Annotated in this window: 20 protein-coding genes; all 20 read left to right on the top strand. The window is 37.4% G+C overall.

Annotation, left to right across the window (positions count from 1 at the left end):
- Positions 1 to 14 precede the first annotated feature (14 nt).
- The 20 genes from T323_RS0113050 (at position 15) to T323_RS0112955 (ending at position 19,878) form a co-directional block, all read left to right on the top strand.
- Complete coding sequence (locus tag T323_RS0113050) at positions 15 to 1,238, top strand: G5 and 3D domain-containing protein (protein WP_026673692.1); 1,224 nt, start codon at positions 15 to 17, stop codon at positions 1,236 to 1,238.
- A gap of 139 nt (positions 1,239 to 1,377) precedes the next feature.
- On the top strand, positions 1,378 to 1,938 hold the full coding sequence (gene rnmV / locus T323_RS0113045) for a ribonuclease M5 (RefSeq protein ID WP_026673691.1): 561 nt from the start codon (positions 1,378 to 1,380) through the stop codon (positions 1,936 to 1,938).
- On the top strand, positions 1,931 to 2,806 hold the full coding sequence (gene rsmA, locus T323_RS0113040) for a 16S rRNA (adenine(1518)-N(6)/adenine(1519)-N(6))-dimethyltransferase RsmA (RefSeq protein WP_026673690.1): 876 nt from the start codon (positions 1,931 to 1,933) through the stop codon (positions 2,804 to 2,806). Before rnmV ends, rsmA begins: the two co-directional genes overlap by 8 nt.
- A 50-nt stretch (positions 2,807 to 2,856) precedes the next feature.
- A complete protein-coding gene (gene yabG, locus T323_RS0113035) occupies positions 2,857 to 3,720 on the top strand; it encodes a sporulation peptidase YabG (protein ID WP_026673689.1) in 864 nt (287 codons plus the stop codon).
- A gap of 270 nt (positions 3,721 to 3,990) precedes the next feature.
- Positions 3,991 to 4,251, top strand: coding sequence for a biofilm formation stimulator Veg (gene veg / locus T323_RS0113030; protein WP_026673688.1), 261 nt, complete (start codon positions 3,991 to 3,993; stop codon positions 4,249 to 4,251).
- Between the two features lie 99 nt (positions 4,252 to 4,350).
- Positions 4,351 to 4,524, top strand: a complete 174-nt coding sequence (locus T323_RS0113025; protein ID WP_026673687.1) for a small, acid-soluble spore protein, alpha/beta type — start codon at positions 4,351 to 4,353, stop codon at positions 4,522 to 4,524.
- Positions 4,525 to 4,777: 253 nt separating this feature from the next.
- Positions 4,778 to 5,641 (top strand): 4-(cytidine 5'-diphospho)-2-C-methyl-D-erythritol kinase, encoded by an 864-nt coding sequence (ispE, locus tag T323_RS0113020; RefSeq protein ID WP_026673686.1) that lies wholly within the window; start codon positions 4,778 to 4,780, stop codon positions 5,639 to 5,641.
- A 60-nt stretch (positions 5,642 to 5,701) separates the two neighbouring features.
- Positions 5,702 to 6,571, top strand: a complete 870-nt coding sequence (gene purR / locus T323_RS0113015; protein ID WP_026673685.1) for a pur operon repressor — start codon at positions 5,702 to 5,704, stop codon at positions 6,569 to 6,571.
- Entirely contained in the window at positions 6,549 to 6,926 is a 378-nt protein-coding gene (locus T323_RS0113010) for a RidA family protein (RefSeq protein WP_026673684.1), read from the top strand. Before purR ends, T323_RS0113010 begins: the two co-directional genes overlap by 23 nt.
- A gap of 262 nt (positions 6,927 to 7,188) precedes the next feature.
- The gene (gene spoVG, locus T323_RS0113005) at positions 7,189 to 7,482 is read left to right on the top strand and encodes a septation regulator SpoVG (protein WP_026673683.1); all 294 of its coding nucleotides are present in this window, start codon (positions 7,189 to 7,191) and stop codon (positions 7,480 to 7,482) included.
- A gap of 305 nt (positions 7,483 to 7,787) precedes the next feature.
- Positions 7,788 to 9,173: a bifunctional UDP-N-acetylglucosamine diphosphorylase/glucosamine-1-phosphate N-acetyltransferase GlmU gene (glmU, locus tag T323_RS0113000; protein ID WP_026673682.1), complete on the top strand. Its 1,386-nt coding sequence runs from the start codon at positions 7,788 to 7,790 to the stop codon at positions 9,171 to 9,173.
- A gap of 19 nt (positions 9,174 to 9,192) precedes the next feature.
- Complete coding sequence (locus tag T323_RS0112995; protein WP_026673681.1) at positions 9,193 to 10,143, top strand: ribose-phosphate diphosphokinase; 951 nt, start codon at positions 9,193 to 9,195, stop codon at positions 10,141 to 10,143.
- A gap of 70 nt (positions 10,144 to 10,213) precedes the next feature.
- Complete coding sequence (locus T323_RS0112990) at positions 10,214 to 10,858, top strand: 50S ribosomal protein L25/general stress protein Ctc (protein WP_026673680.1); 645 nt, start codon at positions 10,214 to 10,216, stop codon at positions 10,856 to 10,858.
- 79 nt (positions 10,859 to 10,937) lie between these two features.
- The gene (gene pth / locus T323_RS0112985) at positions 10,938 to 11,495 is read left to right on the top strand and encodes an aminoacyl-tRNA hydrolase (RefSeq protein ID WP_026673679.1); all 558 of its coding nucleotides are present in this window, start codon (positions 10,938 to 10,940) and stop codon (positions 11,493 to 11,495) included.
- Between the two features lie 79 nt (positions 11,496 to 11,574).
- Positions 11,575 to 11,805 (top strand): anti-sigma-F factor Fin, encoded by a 231-nt coding sequence (fin, locus tag T323_RS0112980; RefSeq protein ID WP_026673678.1) that lies wholly within the window; start codon positions 11,575 to 11,577, stop codon positions 11,803 to 11,805.
- Between the two features lie 175 nt (positions 11,806 to 11,980).
- Positions 11,981 to 15,517 (top strand): transcription-repair coupling factor, encoded by a 3,537-nt coding sequence (mfd, locus tag T323_RS0112975; protein ID WP_026673677.1) that lies wholly within the window; start codon positions 11,981 to 11,983, stop codon positions 15,515 to 15,517.
- 199 nt (positions 15,518 to 15,716) lie between these two features.
- Complete coding sequence (gene spoVT / locus T323_RS0112970; protein ID WP_026673676.1) at positions 15,717 to 16,256, top strand: stage V sporulation protein T; 540 nt, start codon at positions 15,717 to 15,719, stop codon at positions 16,254 to 16,256.
- Between the two features lie 270 nt (positions 16,257 to 16,526).
- The gene (locus tag T323_RS0112965) at positions 16,527 to 18,131 is read left to right on the top strand and encodes a putative polysaccharide biosynthesis protein (RefSeq protein WP_035178626.1); all 1,605 of its coding nucleotides are present in this window, start codon (positions 16,527 to 16,529) and stop codon (positions 18,129 to 18,131) included.
- Positions 18,128 to 19,597: a bifunctional methyltransferase/pyrophosphohydrolase YabN gene (gene yabN, locus T323_RS0112960; protein WP_026673674.1), complete on the top strand. Its 1,470-nt coding sequence runs from the start codon at positions 18,128 to 18,130 to the stop codon at positions 19,595 to 19,597. Before T323_RS0112965 ends, yabN begins: the two co-directional genes overlap by 4 nt.
- A 14-nt stretch (positions 19,598 to 19,611) precedes the next feature.
- On the top strand, positions 19,612 to 19,878 hold the full coding sequence (locus T323_RS0112955; protein WP_026673673.1) for an RNA-binding S4 domain-containing protein: 267 nt from the start codon (positions 19,612 to 19,614) through the stop codon (positions 19,876 to 19,878).
- Positions 19,879 to 19,934: the final 56 nt, after the last annotated feature.

Raw genomic sequence — 19,934 nt, 5'->3', positions numbered from 1 at the left:
GGTGAATAGTTAACATGGAACCCAGTAGGACAAATAAACTTTTTTCTTTTTTCAAAAATAGGAAAAAGTTATCCATTACTGCCGCTAGTTTAGTAGTTGTTATGCTTGTAGTTTCACTAGTAGTTTATGAAACTTCGAAAGCAATGGTGACAATAAACATCGACGGGGAAGAAACTATTTTAACAACTCATGCTTCAACCATTGCTGAGTTACTGGCTGAAAATGAATGGGAGATAAATGAACATGATAAGATTACCCCATCACTTGAAACAGCTATTTCGAGCAATATGGAAGTAGAGTGGAAAAAAGCAAAACTTGTGACCCTTACTGTTAATGATGATTTACAAACAGTATGGACAACAGCTGATTCAGTAAATGAACTCTTTGAGGAATTAGCTATTGAGGTAAAAGAACAAGATGAAATTAATCCTAGTCTAGATACAGAAATTACTCCAGATATGAATGTCTCATATGAATCTGCATTTTTGGTACAACTCATTAGTGATGGAGAACAACAAGAGATTTGGACAACTTCGACTACTGTCGCTGACTTTTTAGAGAAAGAAAATATAGCCCTAGGTGAGCTAGACCGAGTTGAACCAGCCAAAGATGAGCTGTTGGATAAAGAAACGAAAGTGGATGTTATTCGCGTAGAAAAGGTCACCGATGTAGTGGAAGAAAAGATTGCCTTTGCGACTGTAACAAGAAAAGACGATTCACTTGAAAAAGGGAAAGAAAATGTCGTTGAGTCAGGTCAAGAAGGTCTTGTGAAGAAACATTATGAAGTCATTTTTGAAAATGGGGAAGAAGTTTCTAGAGAACTTGTCAAAACAGAAAATGTTCGAGATAGTAAAGATCGAATCGTTGCTGTTGGAAACAAACAACCCCCTGCCCCTGTAAGCAGAAGTTCTTCGCCTTCGTCATCATCGTCTTCAGGTGGAGGAGAAGGGAAAACAATTACGGTTACGGCAACAGCTTATACAGCTAATTGCTCCGGTTGTAGCGGGATAACAGCTACAGGAATTAATTTAAACAATAACCGTAATAAGAAAGTAATCGCTGTTGATCCAAGCGTGATTCCACTCGGTTCACGAGTGCATGTCGAAGGCTATGGTGAAGCGATAGCTGGTGATACAGGTGGTAATATTGTCGGCAATAAAATTGACGTCCATGTCCCTACTCGTTCAGAAGCACAACGTTGGGGTGTTCGTACAGTTAAGGTCACAATTTTAGATTAATGGCTCATTTGCACAGAGGAAAACTCTGTGCTTTTTCTTTTGCTTTTTTATACAAAATCATAAACAAATAGTTTTCTTTTTCTAATGATTAGACGACAATAGAGAAAGAAAAGTTTCATTTTTATTGGAGGCTTTAATGATGAAAATAAAAGAAGTAATCGTTGTAGAAGGTCGTGATGACTCTGTAGCGATAAAAAGAGCTGTAGAAGCCGATACGATTGAAACGAATGGCTCAGCTATCGGTGAAACTGTTTTGAAGCGCATTGAGCTTGCTCAGGAGCGTAGAGGTGTGATTATTTTTACCGATCCTGATTATCCAGGTGAACGGATTCGAAAAATTGTGAGTCAGCACGTCCCTGGTTGTAAGCATGCCTTTATACAAAAAGAAGAGGCATTATCAAAAAACGGAAATGATTTAGGTGTAGAAAATGCATCACCAGAAGCCATTCGAAAAGCTTTAGCCGAAGTGAAACAAGAGATGATTGAACCTGTACAAGCCATTACGTGGGAAGATTATGTTCAAGCGGGTTTAACGAGTGGGGAAATGGCGCGAAAACGTCGTGAAAAACTAGGAAAAAAACTTAATATTGGCTATGCGAATGGGAAACAACTATTCAAAAGGCTAACGATGTTTCAAATTACAGAGAAAGAGTTTGTTGACAAAGTGAAAGAAATTTTATTGGAGGAACAGAATGAATAAAGATATTGCAACACCACTTCGAACAAGAGCGATATTAGAAAAATATAATTTTTCATTTAAAAAAAGTCTTGGACAAAACTTCTTAATTGATTTAAATATATTACATAATATTGTAAGTGCAGCAAACGTTCAGTCAGAGACAGGTGTCATTGAAATAGGACCTGGTATTGGTGCATTAACAGAACAACTGGCCAAGAAAGCAAAAAAAGTTGTAGCTTTTGAAATCGATAACCGATTAATACCGGTTTTAGCAGACACACTTTCCCCATATAATAATGTGAAGGTTATTCATCATGATGTGCTTAAAGCAAATGTTCATGAAGTCATTCAAGCGGAGTTTGAGGAGCAGCAACAAATTATGGTTGTTGCAAATTTGCCATATTATGTAACGACCCCAATTTTAATGAAATTGTTAGAAGAACAACTTCCGATTCAGGGTATTGTCGTAATGATTCAAAAAGAAGTAGCTGAGCGAATTGCGGCAAAGCCTGGAACGAAAGACTACGGCTCGTTATCAATTGCAGCACAATACTATGCAACGGCCAAAACAGTGATGACCGTCCCAAAAACAGTTTTCGTCCCACAACCTAACGTTGATTCCGCCGTCCTACAGCTTATGATTAGAGAACAACCCCCTGTACAATTAGAAGACGAAACATTCTTTTTTGAAACGGTCAGAGCTTCCTTCACTCAACGTCGGAAGACGATTTATAATAATTTGCTCCACCATTTTGGTAAAGACAAAAAAGAAGAAATAGTATTCGTATTATCAGAAGCTGAAATTGACCCCAGTCGAAGGGGTGAAACATTATCTATTGAGGAATTTGCTCTGTTAAGTAATACATTATATTCCAGAATGAAGAAATAGCACCGTTTTCCTCTTTCTCACATATCTTATCAGGTGAGGAGGAGTGTTTCATGAAGCTGAATATTGGAGATATAGTTGGGCGTAAATCTTATAAATGTGATTTGCTCTTTCGAGTAACCGCAATTCATGATGATACCGTGGAACTTAGTGGTGAAGCAGTAAGGTTACTGGCTGACGCACCTTTAGATGACATAGTACTCATTTCTGATAGTGAGAGAAAAGCAAGAAGAGAGAAGGAGAAGGAACAAGAGGAAAACTGTTACCACCTTTTCCGTCAAGATTATCGCCTTCATAAGCAGCGTGGCGAATATGAAACAACATCTGGCTACGCAACAGAAGATGCTTTTTTTGAAATGCGGGGACGTGTACTTCATGTTGATGGTGACCGAAGTTATTTACAAAAATGTACTGACGTATATAATAAGCTCGGAATACCGGTATACGGTGTTCATATCAAGGAAAAAGAAATGCCGGAGCAAATGGAGTCACTCGTTAAGATGGTAAGGCCGGACATTCTTGTTATAACCGGTCATGATGCCTACTTAAAGTCTAGAGGATCACGCAAAGATGTTAAATCTTATCGACATTCAAAATATTATGCTGACGCTGTTCGTGAAGCTAGAAAAGTTGTTCCTCACTTAGATGACTTAGCTATCTTCGCTGGAGCATGTCAATCTCATTTTGAATCGATTATTAAAGCAGGAGCGAATTTTGCAAGCTCACCAGAAAGGATTAATATTCATGCGCTTGATCCTGTGTACCTTGTTTCTAAAGTGAGTTTAACTCCTTTTATGGATCGTGTCGGTATTTGGGAGGTCCTTCGCAATACGATAACGGGTGACCGAGGAATAGGTGGAGTGGAGACAAAAGGATTTCTCCGAAGAGGAATGCCATTACAAGATGATATAGATTAACAAAGGGAACCATTGATTTGAAGAAAATCAATGGTTCTTATGCGTAAAAATGGAGAGGTGAGTAAATTGTCGAAAAATCTGACGAATTTATACATATTTACTTTTAATATAGAAATACTAAGAGTACAAATAGCATGGATGTAGAAAAAATCGAAAAAACAAACTTTGTCGTTGACAAAAATCTCAGATTGCTGATATAATTCTTAGTTTATTTGACAAAATTCGCTGTTACATGCTATAATTCTACGTACAGTGAGGTGGGATGTATAAATGGGAAAAACGTTGATTGAGATTAAGCGTGAGTTAGACGCAAACGTAGGAAAACGGATTTCGATTAAGGCCAATGGTGGTCGTAGAAAAACGATTGAACGCTCAGGCTTCTTAGAAGAAACATACCCGTCTGTGTTTATTATTAAATTGGACGAGCAACAAAACTCGTTTGAACGGGTTTCATACAGCTATGCAGATATATTAACGGAAACTGTTGAATTAACAGTGTTTGATGACGAAAATCCATTAGTCGGAGTTTAAGTCAGGTAAGATTAGTATAAATTGGACTGTTACAGTAATGTAATCTGTCACATACTAAACATGTCGTAACACGATCTCGAAAAAGGGGTTGTTGTTTCTATGAGCAGAAGACGCGGAGTTATGTCGGAACGCTTTAAAGAAGAACTTGCAAAAGAACTGGGATTTTACGATACAGTTCAAAAAGAAGGCTGGGGCGGAATAAGAGCACGGGATGCCGGTAATATGGTAAAACGAGCAATTGAAATAGCCGAAAAACAGCTGCAACAACAATAATAACGATATGTTACGACAGCCGAGGCGATACGCTTCGGTTTTTTATTTTCATATTTTCGTAAAAACTATTGCTATCCATTAGTAAATATAGCGCGATGGAACGAGCTTGTGACTAGATTTTAGTCCGATAAAAATAACAAAGTATATGACGACAGCTTAATTTTTTTCTTTTCAATTGCTACGGGGTGGTATGGAAAGGAAACTAATGATAAAATAACCTAAGCAAATGGAACGATAAAAGGTGGAAGGTCTTGTGAAAATTTCGGTTAAAGCACCAGCAAAAATAAATTTGTCTCTTGATGTTCTACATAAACGTGAAGATGGCTTTCATGAAGTAGAAATGATTATGACAACAGTTGATTTAGCAGATCGGATTGATTTACTTGAATTAAAAGAGGATAAAATTTTAGTTGAAGTATCAGAGGGATTTGTGCCTAATGATAGCCGCAACTTAGCATATCAAGCGGCAGATAAATTAAAGCAACGATACCATATTAAAAAAGGTGTTTCTATTTATATTTCAAAAAATATCCCTGTTGCTGCAGGACTTGCTGGTGGGAGTAGTGATGCTGCAGCCACTCTACGAGGGTTAAATGATTTATGGGAATTAGGCCTTTCTCTCGATGACTTAGCTTCAATTGGTACCGAGATTGGTTCGGATGTTGCCTTTTGTGTGTATGGTGGCACAGCTCTTGCTACTGGACGAGGGGAAATCATTCATTCTATTGCTTCACCACCACCATGTTGGGTTATTTTGGCGAAGCCACCTATTGGTGTTTCAACCGCAGATGTGTATCGCCGTTTGCAAGTAGACAAAATTCAACACTGTGATACACAAAAAATGATAGCAGCGATTGAACGAAAAGATTATAAAGGCATATGTGATAACTTACATAATGTGTTAGAAGACGTGACATTTTCTTTATACCCACAAGTTGAGCATATTAAAGCTCAAATGAAACGATTTGGTGCCGATGGCGTACTTATGAGTGGTAGCGGACCAACGGTATTTGGTCTTGTTGAAAAAGAGTCTAGAGTTCACCGAATTTATAATGGACTTCGAGGATTTTGTAAAGATGTGTATGCAGTTCGATTGATTAGTCACCCCCACTCTTGATAAAATACGGATAAAAATGGTATATTACAACTAAATATTCGGATTTTGCTGGAGGGTATAATGAAAAAATTAAAACGTAGTGGCAGACTCGTTGATATGACTAATTTTATGTTACAAAACCCCCATAAATTAATCTCATTAACACATTTTTCTGAGCGTTATCAATCAGCTAAATCGTCAATAAGTGAAGATTTAGCGATTATAAAGGAAATTTTCGAAAGTCAAAGCATTGGTTCGTTATTAACGATTCCTGGAGCAAGTGGGGGAGTAAAGTTTATCCCTATGGTGAATAAAAAAGAAGCTTCCATGAAGATTGAAGAGCTTTGTCAAATGCTAGCGGTTTCAGATCGGATTTTACCAGGTGGCTATTTGTATATGATGGATATATTAGGAAACCCTAAATTAATGCATGAAATCGGTCGTCTCTTTGCAACTTTTTTTGCGACAAAAGGGATCGATGCAGTTATGACTGTGGCAACAAAAGGGATTCCTATTGCCTATGCAGTAGGGCACTATCTAGATGTACCGGTGAGTATTGTTCGACGAGACCATCGAGTTACAGAAGGCTCAATGGTGAGTATTAATTATGTGTCAGGCTCATCAAAACGGATTCAAACAATGTCGCTTGCAAGAAGAAGTCTTGAACCCGGAGCGAATGTTCTTATTATTGATGATTTTATGAAAGCGGGCGGAACTGTTCGGGGTATGATGGATTTATTGGAAGAGTTTCAAGCAAATGTCATTGGCATTGGTGTACTCGTTGAATCAGAAGGGGAAGAAGAACGGTTAGTTGACAACTATATTTCCATTACACGGTTATCAAAAGTTGACGTCAAAGAAAAGGAAATTTCCGTTGAACCAGGCAATTTTTTAGAAGAATTTACTTTAAATATGGAGGAATTACAATATGAAAATCGTACATACGAATAAAGCACCACAAGCAATTGGACCATACTGTCAAGGGATGATCGTTAATAATATGTTTTATTCTTCAGGACAAATTCCATTGACAGCAGAAGGAACATTAGTCGATGGGGATATTGAAGAACAAACACATCAAGTTTTTAAAAACTTAAAAGCGGTATTAGCAGAAGCAGGATCATCGCTTGAAAATGTTGTTAAGGCAACAGTGTTTATAAAAAATATGGACGAGTTTCCATTGCTAAATGAAGTGTATGGTGAGTATTTTCATACACATAAACCAGCTCGTTCATGTGTTGAAGTAGCTAGACTTCCAAAGGATGTTCTTGTTGAAATCGAAGTTATTGCATTAGTAAAAGAATAACAATACCTTACATTTTAAGGTTCCGAGCTGTCGAGAAAGAATCGACAGCTTTTTCGTATTAAAATGATGGGTGGAAAAGACAAAATAAGATTATTTTAAAGGAAAACGCCAGTCAATACGACTTGAAAATATGAACATTTTGTGAACAATGAATAAAAATCATAAAAATGTTAGAATTTTCTTTTATATAAGAAGGAGATTTCTTTTTTTAGGCGAATTAAAACGGTATGATTTATTTATTGTAAAAAAGGTGGTGACATTCATGGAAGTGACAGATGTGAGACTACGCCGTGTTAACACGGAAGGAAGAATGCGTGCAATTGCATCCATTACGATTGATAATGAGTTTGTGGTTCATGACATTCGAGTGATTGATGGAAACAATGGGTTATTTGTAGCAATGCCAAGTAAACGTACTCCAGATGGAGAGTTTAGAGATATTGCACACCCAATCTCTTCTCATACAAGAGAAAAAATTCAAACAGCCGTACTTGCTGAATACGAGCGTGCTGGTGAATTAGAAAAAGTCGAATTCGAAGAAGCAGGTGCTTCTTAAACCTATTAATAGAAATAACGATTTTGTCAGAAATGGCAAAATCGTTATTTTATTTTTTTATCATTTAATAAATTATAGAAAACTTGGGAATAGCAGCTTTGAAAGTTTGTTCTAGCAGAGCGAAGGTTACGGACCTGCGCGTTTTACCCCAAAAAGAGCACTTGGGCTTCACTGTTAAAAGCGAGCAGGGCTTCGTACTTCGCTGGAAACGAAAAATATGTACAACGTAATCCATTAAGATTTCCTTGAAATAAATGAATATTTAAGATATATTCGTAAGGGAAAACGAACAGTGGAGGATGATTATGAGCAATAAGTTTGCGGTAATTCTGGCAGCTGGTCAAGGAACTAGAATGAAATCCCAATTATATAAGGTGCTGCATCCAGTATGTGGTAAACCGATGGTCCAGCATGTTGTAGATGAGGTTACTACATTAGGCTTATCTGAAATTGTGACCATTGTTGGTCATGGGGCTGAAAAAGTGAAAGACCAGTTAGGTCAGAGTGTTACATATGCACTTCAAGAGGAACAACTAGGAACTGGGCATGCTGTAATGCAAGCCGCATCGTTGTTAGAAGGGAAAGAAGGAACAACTCTCGTGTTATGTGGAGATACGCCTTTAATCACGAAGGAAACAATGAATGCTCTACTTGAACTCCATGAAAAAGAAGATGCAAAAGTGTCGATATTAACCGCACATACAACGAATCCTACAGGATATGGACGGATCGTTAGAAGTGAGGATGGCTTTGTTGAACGTATAGTGGAACAAAAAGATGCAACAGAAGAAGAACAACAAATTCAAGAAATCAACACAGGAACATATTGTTTTGATAATATTGCGCTTTTTCAAGCATTAAAAAAAGTGACAAATGAAAATGCTCAAGGAGAGTATTATTTACCAGACGTCATTGAAATATTACAACAAGAAGGGGAAAATGTTGTAGCTTACCAAACACCATTGTTCGAAGAGACGCTAGGAGTTAATGATAGAGTGGCACTAGCTGAAGCAGAAAAAATTATGAAAAGAAGAATAAACGAATATTGGATGAAACAAGGTGTAACGATTGTTGACCCAGATGCTACGTATATTGAAAAAGACGTTATAATTGGGCAAGATACGGTTCTTTGTCCTGGTGCGATGATTCGAGGAAATAGTAGGATTGGCTCAGATTGTATCATTGGGCCCCATAGTGAAATACTATCAAGTACGATAGGTGATAAAACCGAAGTGAAACAATCGGTTGTGAGAGATAGTCATGTTGGCTCAAGTGTAGCTGTTGGTCCTTTTGCACATATTCGACCGGAATCTAATATCGGTGATGATGTTAAAATAGGAAATTTTGTTGAAATTAAAAAAACAAGCTTTGGCAAAGGAAGCAAAGCCCCACATCTCAGTTATATTGGAGATGCTGAAATTGGGGAACGAGTCAACTTAGGGTGTGGTTCGATTACGGTCAATTATGATGGTTCGAATAAACATAAAACAAAAGTAGGGGATGATGCTTTTGTTGGTTGTAATTCAAATTTAGTCGCACCAGTAACAGTAGGGAAAAATGCGTATATTGCTGCAGGTTCGACCGTGACTGACGATGTACCAGATTCTGCGCTATCGATTGCACGCTCAAGACAAACAAATAAAGAGGGCTATGTGCAAAAAATAAAAGAAAAAAAGAACAAAGATAAATAGGTGGAGGTAACGAAGCGAAATGGCGAAATATGGTGATCCGCATTTAAAGGTGTTTACATTAAATTCAAATCCAGACTTAGCTTATGAAATTACACAACATATTGGGGTAGAAATGGGCAAGAGCTCTGTATCGCGCTTTAGCGATGGAGAAGTTCAAATTAACATTGAGGAAAGTATTCGAGGTTGTGATGTATACCTTGTCCAATCTACATCGGCTCCTGCTAATGAACATATTATGGAATTACTCATCATGATTGATGCACTAAAAAGAGCATCTGCTCGTACAATTAATATTGTGCTCCCTTATTACGGGTATGCTAGACAAGATCGAAAAGCTCGTTCACGAGAACCGATTACAGCAAAACTTGTCGCAAACCTTTTAGAAACAGCAGGCGCTACTCGTGTATTGACATTAGATTTACATGCGACACAAATTCAAGGTTTTTTCGACATTCCAGTTGACCAATTAATGGGGGTTCCGATTTTAGCGGATTACTTCACAGAAAAGCAACTAGAAGATATTGTTGTCGTATCACCAGACCATGGCGGTGTAATCCGTGCACGTAAAATGGCTGACCGCTTAAAAGCACCAATCGCAATTATCGATAAAAGACGTCCAAAGCCTAATGTATCAGAAGTGATGAATATTGTCGGACATATTGAGGGGAAAACGGCTATCATTATTGATGATATTATCGATACAGCAGGAACGATTACGTTAGCAGCTAATGCATTAATTGAACATGGTGCAAAAGAAGTATATGCTTGCTGTACTCATGCTGTTTTGTCAGGACCAGCAATAGAACGAATTCAAAATTCAAAGATAAAAGAATTAGTCATTACTAATACAATACGCCTTCCTGAAGAGCGCAAGATTGATAAAATTACACCTCTATCTGTGGGGCCATTAATGGCAGAAGCGATTATACGTGTACATGAACAAGCATCTGTCAGTACGCTATTTGATTAAGATGATGTTTAAAAACCTCTATTTAGGGAACGTTTATAAAGAGCCCAAAAAATAAATAGAGGTGATTAAAATGGCTACGGCATTACAAGCAAAAGTAAGAACAGACTTAAAACGTTCTGCTACAAAAGAATTTCGTCAAAATGGACAAGTTCCTGGCGTTATTTATGGAAAGAAATTAGATAGTAAACCGATTGCTGTTGATAGTGTTGATTTTATAAAACTTATTCGCGATAATGGACGTAACGGAATTATTTCATTAGGGGTAGATAATAACAATCATCAAGTCATGGTTTCGGACATTCAAACAGACCCTTTAAAAGGAGAAGTCGTTCATGTCGACTTTTTTGAAGTCGATATGAAGTCTGAAATTGATGCAGATGTTCGTGTTACACTAGAAGGAGAAGCACCTGGAGAAAAAGACGGTGGAATTGTTTCTCACCTTCTATATAATGTAACGGTCCGGTGCTTACCAAACGAAATTCCAGAAGAAATTAAAGTTGACATTTCACATCTTTCAATCGGTGATTCGATTCAAATCAGTGATATTGTACAAAGTGTCAACGTAGACATAGTAAATGAACCTGAGGAAACGATTGTGACCGTACAAGCTGCTGCAGCGGAAGAAGAGCCAGGTCAAGGCCAAGAGCATGCTGAAGAAGTAGAACAGGCAGCAGAAGAACAAACGGAAACTGAAAATAGCGAAGAGCAACAGTAACTAACGAGGAAAGGTATAGCCTGAAATGGCTATGCCTTTTTTGACGAAAGTTACGATTGTTCCAGATTGGGGGAAAACAATGAAACTAATTGTCGGTTTGGGAAATCCAGGAGCTCAGTATGATAAAACAAGGCATAATGTAGGCTTTGACGTGATTGATCGATGTGCCGAATTGTTTAAAATAGAGGTAAGTGAAAAGAAATGGAAAGGTGTATTTGGCTCGACGGTAATTGGTGGAGAAAAGGTATTTTTATTAAAACCACTTACATACATGAATTTATCAGGAGAAAGTGTTCGTCCTTTATTAGATTATTATAATATGACAAATGATGACCTTCTTGTTATATATGATGACCTTGACTTGCCAGTTGGAAAAATCCGTTTGCGACAAAAAGGGAGTCCAGGAGGGCATAATGGGATGAAGTCAATTATTGCTCATTTAGGTACAAATGAATTTAAACGAATTCGAGTTGGAATAGACCGACCTGCTCCAGGTATCCCGATAACGAACTATGTTCTAGGTAAATTTACACCTGATGAAAAGGAACCAATCCTAGAAGCAATTGAGCAATCAGCAAAAGCATGTGAAGCTTGGATAGAAAAGGATTTTCTCCAAGTGATGAACGAATTTAACTAACAGAAAATGTGAATAATTAATCTCCTTGAGGTTATACTAACCATAAAAATATGCATTTTTTTCAAGGAGGATTATTATAATGACTATATATTATCGTTGCCGTCACTGTCAGCTTCATGTAGGCAGTATTCAAGAAGAGCAAATTTCATCAGAGCAATTAGGATTTGACCACTTAACCGGTGAAGAGCGTCATGATATGATTACTTATGATAGCAACGGTGATATTCATGTAAAGGTCATTTGTGAAGACTGTCAAGAAGCGTTAGAACGGAATCCATTGTTTCACGAACAAGAAACGTTTATTCAATAATGACATGACTTTACAGCTTTGGTATAAGTAGTGCCAAAGCATTTTTTCTTTTTATTTTTTTCCTTTACTAGGCAAAAGTAAGGATTTTTATGTTTATCATATTTAAAGAGAGGAAAACAATGAGCTTCATAGAACATACTACTATAGTAGATATAGGAATCTAGGGGGAACATCAATGTTAGGTTTGCAACATTATTTTTTAGATAATGATGATATAAAAGCGGTTTCCGATAGTGTAACCGCTAATTTAAAAGAGCAAATGGTAGCGGGTTTAACGGGTTCTGCGCGAACTTTGTTTATGTCTGCTTTGTATAAAGAAACAAAGAAAACACAACTTGTAGTCACACATAATTTATTTCAAGCTCAAAAACTCTATGAGGATTTAACGGGTTTAATGGGCGGAGAAGAAGTATTTCTTTACCCCGTTAACGAACTTATTTCCTCAGAAATTGCTATCGCTAGTCCAGAAATGAAATCACAACGGATAGAAGTATTAAATAAACTAACAAGCAATTTTTCAGGTATTATTATTGTCCCGATGGCTGGACTAAGAAGATTATTACCACCAAAGGAATTATGGATCAAGAGCCAATGTCATTTTACTGTCGGAGGAGACATTGACATTGAATCAATGCTTTCAACATTAATTACAATTGGTTACCATAGAGTCGACATGGTGTCGGCACCAGGTGAATGTAGTATCCGTGGGGGAATCATTGATATTTACCCTTTAACAGAAGAGTTACCCATTCGAATTGAATTATTTGATACTGAAATTGATTCGATTCGATATTTTAACGTTGATGATCAACGCTCCCATGGAAAGGTACAAGAGGTCACAATCGGTCCAGCGAGTGAAGTTATCTTGTTAGAAGAGCATTTTCAGACTGGGGCAAAAAACTTAGAAGAGAAACTAGCGTCCAGTTTAAAAAAGATAAAAAATAATAAAGTAAAAGAAAAAATGACCCAACATATCACTTATGAAATCCAGCAATTGAAAAGTAACACTACTTTTCAGGGTATGTATAAGTATATGTCTCTTTATTATGGAGCGGAAACAAGTCTCGTTGATTACTTAGATCAATCAAGTATTATGGTAATTGATGAAATTAGCAGAGTTCAAGAGATGGCGGAAAGTCTTGATAAAGAAGAAGCCGAATGGTTAACCGCTTTGCTTGAACAAGGAGAAATGGTTAGAGATGTACATATATCTAAAGAGTTTGAGCAATTAGTTATTCGCTCGGCTAATCCAATTATCTATATGTCTTTGTTTCTCCGACATGTACCATTGACGAACCCTCAAAATATTATTAATGTCAATTGCAAGTCGATGCAAAATTTCCATGGTCAGCTTCATTTATTGAAAAGTGAAATTGAAAGATGGATAAAAACAAAGCATAGCATTGTGTTTTTAGCAACGAATCAAGAAAGAGCCAAAAGACTTCAACATGTTTTAGAAGATTACAAGATTGAAGCAACGATTGTAGAGTCGAGAAATAAACCGATACCTGAAAGCGTTCAAATTATAATAGGTGATTTAAATAGTGGATTTGAGTTACCGCTACAAAAGCTCGTTGTCTTAACTGAAGAAGAAGTGTTTACAAAAAAAGCAAAACGAAAGCAACGCAAACAAAAAATCTCAAATGCAGAGCGAATAAAAAGCTATTCCGAACTTCAAGTAGGCGACCTTGTTGTTCATGCCAATCACGGAGTCGGAAAATATTTAGGAATTGAAACATTAGAAATTAATGGTACACACAAAGATTATTTACATCTTCGTTATGCTGGAAATGACAAGTTGTATGTACCTGTTGAACAAATTGACCAAGTGCAAAAATATGTAGGTTCAGAAGATAAAGATCCAAAAATATATGCGTTAGGCGGAAATGACTGGAAAAAGGTAAAGAAGAAAGTCCAATCTTCTGTTGAGGATATCGCAGATGATTTAATTAAACTGTATGCTGAACGAGAAGCAAGTAAAGGTCATGCATTTGCAAAAGATAGTATGGAACAGCAAGAGTTTGAATCCGCCTTTCCTTATCAAGAAACAGAGGACCAACTTCGTGCTATAAATGAAATTAAAGAAGATATGGAACGAGAACGACCGATGGATCGACTTCTATGCGGGGACGTTGGTTATGGAAAAACAGAAGTTGCTATTCGTGCTGCATTTAAAGCGATTATGGATGGAAAACAAGTCGCTATTTTAGTTCCAACTACGATACTCGCGCAACAGCATTATGAAACGATTCGAGAACGCTTTGCTGACCATCCAATAGGAATTGGAGTACTTAGTCGTTTTAAAACAAAAAAAGAGCAAACAGAAACGATAAAAGGTTTAAAAAATGGGACCGTGGATATTGTAGTTGGAACCCACCGACTATTATCTAAAGATATCGAGTACAGAGATTTAGGGCTACTCATTGTAGATGAAGAACAACGCTTTGGAGTTACTCATAAAGAAAAAATTAAACAATTAAAAGCAAATATCGATGTGTTAACATTAACGGCTACGCCGATCCCTCGGACTTTGCATATGTCAATGTTAGGTGTTCGAGATTTGTCTGTCATTGAGACGCCACCAGAAAACCGCTTTCCTGTGCAAACATATGTTGTTGAATATAATGCGTCATTAGTAAAAGAGGCGATTGAACGGGAATTGACAAGAGGTGGGCAAGTATATTTTCTCTATAACCGTGTCGAGTCTATTTCGAAAATGGCTGAACAAATTTCAAGTTTGGTTCCGGACGCGAAAGTGTCTTTTGCGCATGGACAAATGAATGAACGAGAACTTGAATCAATTATGATTGATTTTCTTGAAGGACAAAGTGATGTTCTCGTCACTACAACAATTATAGAAACAGGTGTAGATATTCCTAATGTCAATACACTGATTATCCATGATGCAGATAGGATGGGTTTATCACAGCTTTACCAAATTCGAGGTCGGGTTGGCCGGTCGAATCGAGTAGCGTATGCGTATTTTACGTATCAAAAAGACAAAGTATTGACAGAAGTCGCAGAAAAACGTCTACAAGCGATTAAAGAATTTACTGAACTTGGGTCAGGCTTTAAAATTGCAATGCGTGATTTAACGATTCGAGGAGCGGGTAACTTGTTAGGTGCACAACAACATGGTTTTATTGAGTCTGTTGGGTTTGACTTATACTCTCAAATGCTAAAAGAAGCCATTGAAGAAAGAAAAGGAGAAAAACCAAAAGAACCTGCATTTACTGTTGAAATTGATCTTATGGTGGATGCGTATATTCCGGAGAGTTACATTCAAGATGCAAAACAAAAAATTGAAATGTATAAACGATTTAAAGCGGTGGAGCAACAAACAGACATTGATGACCTACAGGAAGAGTTAATTGACCGTTTTGGTGATTATCCGATTGAAGTCGAGTATTTGTTAGAAATCGCATCGATAAAGCTGTTAGCGGAAAAAGAAAAGGTTGAAGAAATATCACAATCGAAAGACCAGTGTAGCTTATTACTCTCAGAGGCTGAATCAGAAAAAGTAGATGGAGCTAAGCTATTTGAAGTCGTAAATGGGATCGGACGGACGGTTTCGTTAGGGACATCAGGCAAAAAAATTAAAATGAATATTAAAACAAAAGGAATGTCAGAAAAAGAAATGCTTAAAATCTGCAAAGAAATCGTTGAAAAAATACCGCTTGTAAAAAAGAAAAAAGCAGTTTCTCAAAAGTAACGTCAGTCGGCGACCTCATGCAAACAGTGGGTAATCTTGGTAGTGGTGGTAAACATAATAAATCAGTAAAATTTGCAAATAAATGAATAGAACTCTCTGAACTATAGATAATATAGACAAGACGGAAAGAAGTGAAGAAAGTTGTTGAAATTACCATTACCAAACGCTATTACATCATTAGAAAGTGAGGCATCGAGGTATGAAAGCAACTGGAATAGTTCGTCGCATTGATGACTTAGGTCGTGTTGTAATACCAAAGGAGATTCGACGCACGTTACGAATCCGTGAAGGAGATCCATTGGAGATTTTCGTAGACCGAGATGGTGAAGTGATACTAAAGAAATACTCGCCAATTTCTGAACTCGGAGATTTTGCGAAAGAGTATGCAGAGGCACTTTACGATAGTTTGAATCACACGGTTCTCATTGCTGACCGCGATACATACATTGCTGTATCAGGTGGTTCAAAAAAGGAATACTCAAACAAGAGTATTGGTGAATTAGTCGAGTCTACAATGGATGATCGTAAATCACGTGTAGAAGCAAGCGGTGGAGAATTTAACATCGTAGGCGACCATAAAGAAGACTGTAAAGGTCTAGTCATCTCACCGATTATTGCTAATGGAGACCCAATTGGGGCAGTAGTTATGTTAAACAAGGAAGACAGCTTTACTGGTGAAGTAGAGCAGAAGCTTGCTGAAACCGCAGCGGGATTCCTTGCTAGACAAATGGAACAATAAGAAGAAGGGAAGGAGGCTTACACCTCCTTCCTTTTTCTTGTTCAAAGATAAGAAATAATAAAAATTTTGGTCTAGCAATGAAGCTTTGAAGCTTATTCTAGAAGAGCACTTGGGGTAAGCGGGCAGGGCTCCGCACTTCGCTTGAAACGAAAAGACGCATCCGCGTTTCTCTTATTACGTGGAAGGTATGTAGCTTCCAAATGTAAAGCAAGACAAGGTTATGTTATAATAACGTAAGTTTAGGGAAAAGTTGGAAGGGGAAGATTGGAAGTGAATAAGGGCCGTTTTGGTTCATTTTGGCAAGGCGCTGTTTTGTTATCTGTAGCTGCTCTGATAGCAAAAGTCTTGAGTGCGGTCTACCGAGTACCATATCAAAATATAGCAGGAGATATTGGGTTTTACGTATATCAGCAAGTTTACCCTATATATGGTATAGCGTTTATGCTTTCAATGTATGGATTTCCCGTTATTATCTCAAAGTTAATATCTGAGCAAAATCATTCCGACAGTTCCTTTCAACAAAAGGAACGAATTATAAATGTGGCCCTTTATACATTAAGTACTTTCTTTCTTGTATTCAGTGTTTGTCTTTATAGTGGGGCACCGATGATTGCTACGGTTATGGGGGATAATGATTTAATCGTTCCTCTCCAAGTAGCGGCAGGAGCTTTTTTATTTGTTCCTATTCTCTCTGTTTTACGAGGGTATTTTCAAGGGAATGGTCAAATGCTGCCTACTGCCGTTTCTCATGTTAGCGAACAGCTTGTCCGCGTCGTACTCATTTTAGTTTTTGCTTTTTATTTTATGACTTCTGGTTCAGGGGAATATGCGGCGGGAACAGGTGCGGTAGCCGGCTCTGTGTTAGGGTGTTTAATGAGTGTTATCGTCCTTCTTTTCTATTTTATAAAGCATGAAACAAGAAGCTGGTCTTTTAAAGTTGAGTTAAACGAAACAACGTGGAATCTTGCGAAACGAATAATGAAAGATGGTGTATTTTTAAGCTTTAGTGCTCTTATCCTTGTTTTTTTTCAATTCATTGATTCGTTAACAGTGTTGCGTGTGTTACAGCAAAGCGAAGTTCCGATAGAAATAGCAAAGCAAGCTAAAGGGGTATATGATAGAGGACAACCATTGCTTCAGTTTGGAACGATTATAGCAACATCAATGGCATTGTCAATCGTACCTGCTCTCTCCCAATTAGCTATGGAACGGAAAAAGGCAAAAATGTATGCGGAGCTTTCATTACGACTAACGTTTATTATTGGAATGGCAGCTACAGTTGGGCTGTTTATTATTATAGAGCCAACAAACCAAATGTTATTTACAGATACATCTGATTCCAATGTCCTTGGAGTGCTAGGTATGACCATTCTGTTTAGTTCGATATCGTTAGTGACCGCTGCGATATTACAAGGCTACGGTCATATGAAACAAGTAGCCATTCATATGACAGTGGGGATGATTATAAAATTATTGTTGAATTTACTCCTACTTGTTCCTTTTGGGACAATGGGTGCAGCGATAAGTACAGTAATGGGGTTTTTTGTGATTGCTTTTTTAAATGTTTATAGCCTCGTAAGACAAAAAGAAATGATGATACCAAAGAAACAACACGGAATGGCAATCATAAGCGCTGTTCTTGTAATGGCTATTTTCACATGGGGCTGGAAGGAAATATTATATTTCGTTATACCACTAGATGAAAGTCGCGGGTTTTCAGCAATTGTTGCAATAACAAGCGCTTGTATCGGTGCGGTTGTTTTATGTTTTTGTTTATTACGGTGGCACGCTTTTACTAAAGATGAACTATCGAAAATTCCTAAAGTAGAAAAAGTCTATAAAGTTGTTCAAGGCAAAAAGGAGGAAGTAACGTGAAGCAGTTAACAATAGTTGGTTTAGGCGCAGGTGAGTTAGATCAAATCACTGTTGGCATTTATCGACAATTAAAAGAAACGAAACACGTGTATGTACGTACGAAACATCATCCGGTTTTACAGCAACTTGAAAAAGAAGGGATAAGCTTTCAATCGTTTGATGACACATATGAAGCGCATGATTCGTTTGAAGCCGTGTATGAAACGATCAGTGAAAAGATTATCGAGCTAGTAAAGCACGAAAATATCCTCTATGCTGTACCAGGACACCCTCTCATTGCAGAACAGACAGTACAATTATTAATAAAAAAAGGAAAAAGCCTTCCTTTTAATATAAACATTATAGGTGGACAAAGTTTTCTAGATGCGATGTTTGCTTCTTTACAGATTGACCCGATTGAAGGTTGTCAAATTGTAGATGGGACAGCATTGCAAAAAGATATGCTTCAAGTCCGTCAGCATATTGTGATTTCACAAGTGTATGATGCTTTCATTGCTTCAGAAGTGAAACTAACATTAATGGAGTTGTTACCAGATGATTACCCGGTTAAAGTTGTGACCGGAGCGGGTATGACGACGGAATCCGTAGTTACGGTTCCACTTTTTGAACTAGATCGAGCTGTAGAATTATCGAATTTGACTGCCGTTTATGTACCTCCTGTAGAAGATGAGACATTGTTATATCAAGACTTTTCCAAGCTGCGTGACGTGATTCGTATGTTAAGGGGACCAAATGGCTGTCCATGGGATAAAGAACAGACACACGAATCACTTAAACGCTATTTAATTGAGGAAGCATATGAAGTACTAGAAGCTATCGATGAACAAGATGATGACCATCTTGTGGAAGAATTAGGAGATGTCCTTCTTCAAGTCATGTTGCATGCTCAAATTGGAGAAGATGAAGGCTGGTTTTCAGTAGATGATGTCATTCGCACGTTAACAGAAAAAATGATTCGTCGACATCCCCATGTGTTTGACACAGTAAATGTCGAAAACACCCAACAGGTTGTAAAAAACTGGGAAGAAATAAAAAAGGCTGAAAAGGAGGCAAGTGGGAATCAAGATGTCAATTCTGTATTAAAAGCCGTTCCTAAAGGATTACCCGCTTTGATGAAAGCCAATGTGATTCAAAAGCAAGCAGCAAAAGTTGGTTTTGATTGGGACGATGTTGCTCCAATTTGGATGAAGCTACAAGAAGAAATAGCCGAGTTTTTTTCAGAAATAAAGTCGGATGACAAAACCAAAATGACAAAAGAGCTTGGTGACGTTCTTTTTGTTATCGTGAATCTAGCCCGGTACTATAACATTGATGCTGAAGAGGCACTTCAATTAACAAATGAAAAATTTAAAAAACGGTTTCAACTTATTGAACAAGAGTTGTCACAACAAGGATTAGATATTAAAAATGTACCATTAGAAACATTGGATGAAATATGGGAAAAAACAAAACTAAAGTATAAATAAGTGAGGAAAATCAAATGAGATTAGATAAATTTTTAAAAGTATCGCGTTTAATTAAAAGAAGAACATTAGCAAAAGAAGTAGCAGATAAAGGAAGAATTACTGTAAATGGACAAGTAGCGAAAGCAGGAACCGACTTAAAAGTAGGAGACCAGTTAGTGGTTCGTTTTGGTCATAAGCTTGTTACAGTAACGGTCGACCAATTAAAAGAAACGTCGAAAAAAGAAGAAGCAGCCATGATGTATACGATTGTAAAAGAGGAGACTTTATCGGAGGAACAATAATTGAATTAGATTTCTTCTGAAGGCTTGTTCTATTCTAGTAACCCCGATCATAAAAA

The organism is Alkalihalobacillus bogoriensis ATCC BAA-922 (assembly GCF_000621445.1).
Taxonomy (GTDB): domain Bacteria; phylum Bacillota; class Bacilli; order Bacillales; family Bacillaceae_F; genus Bacillus_AO; species Bacillus_AO bogoriense.
Note: the sequence above shows the minus strand (reverse complement) of the source record. Positions and strands in the feature narration are given on the sequence as shown.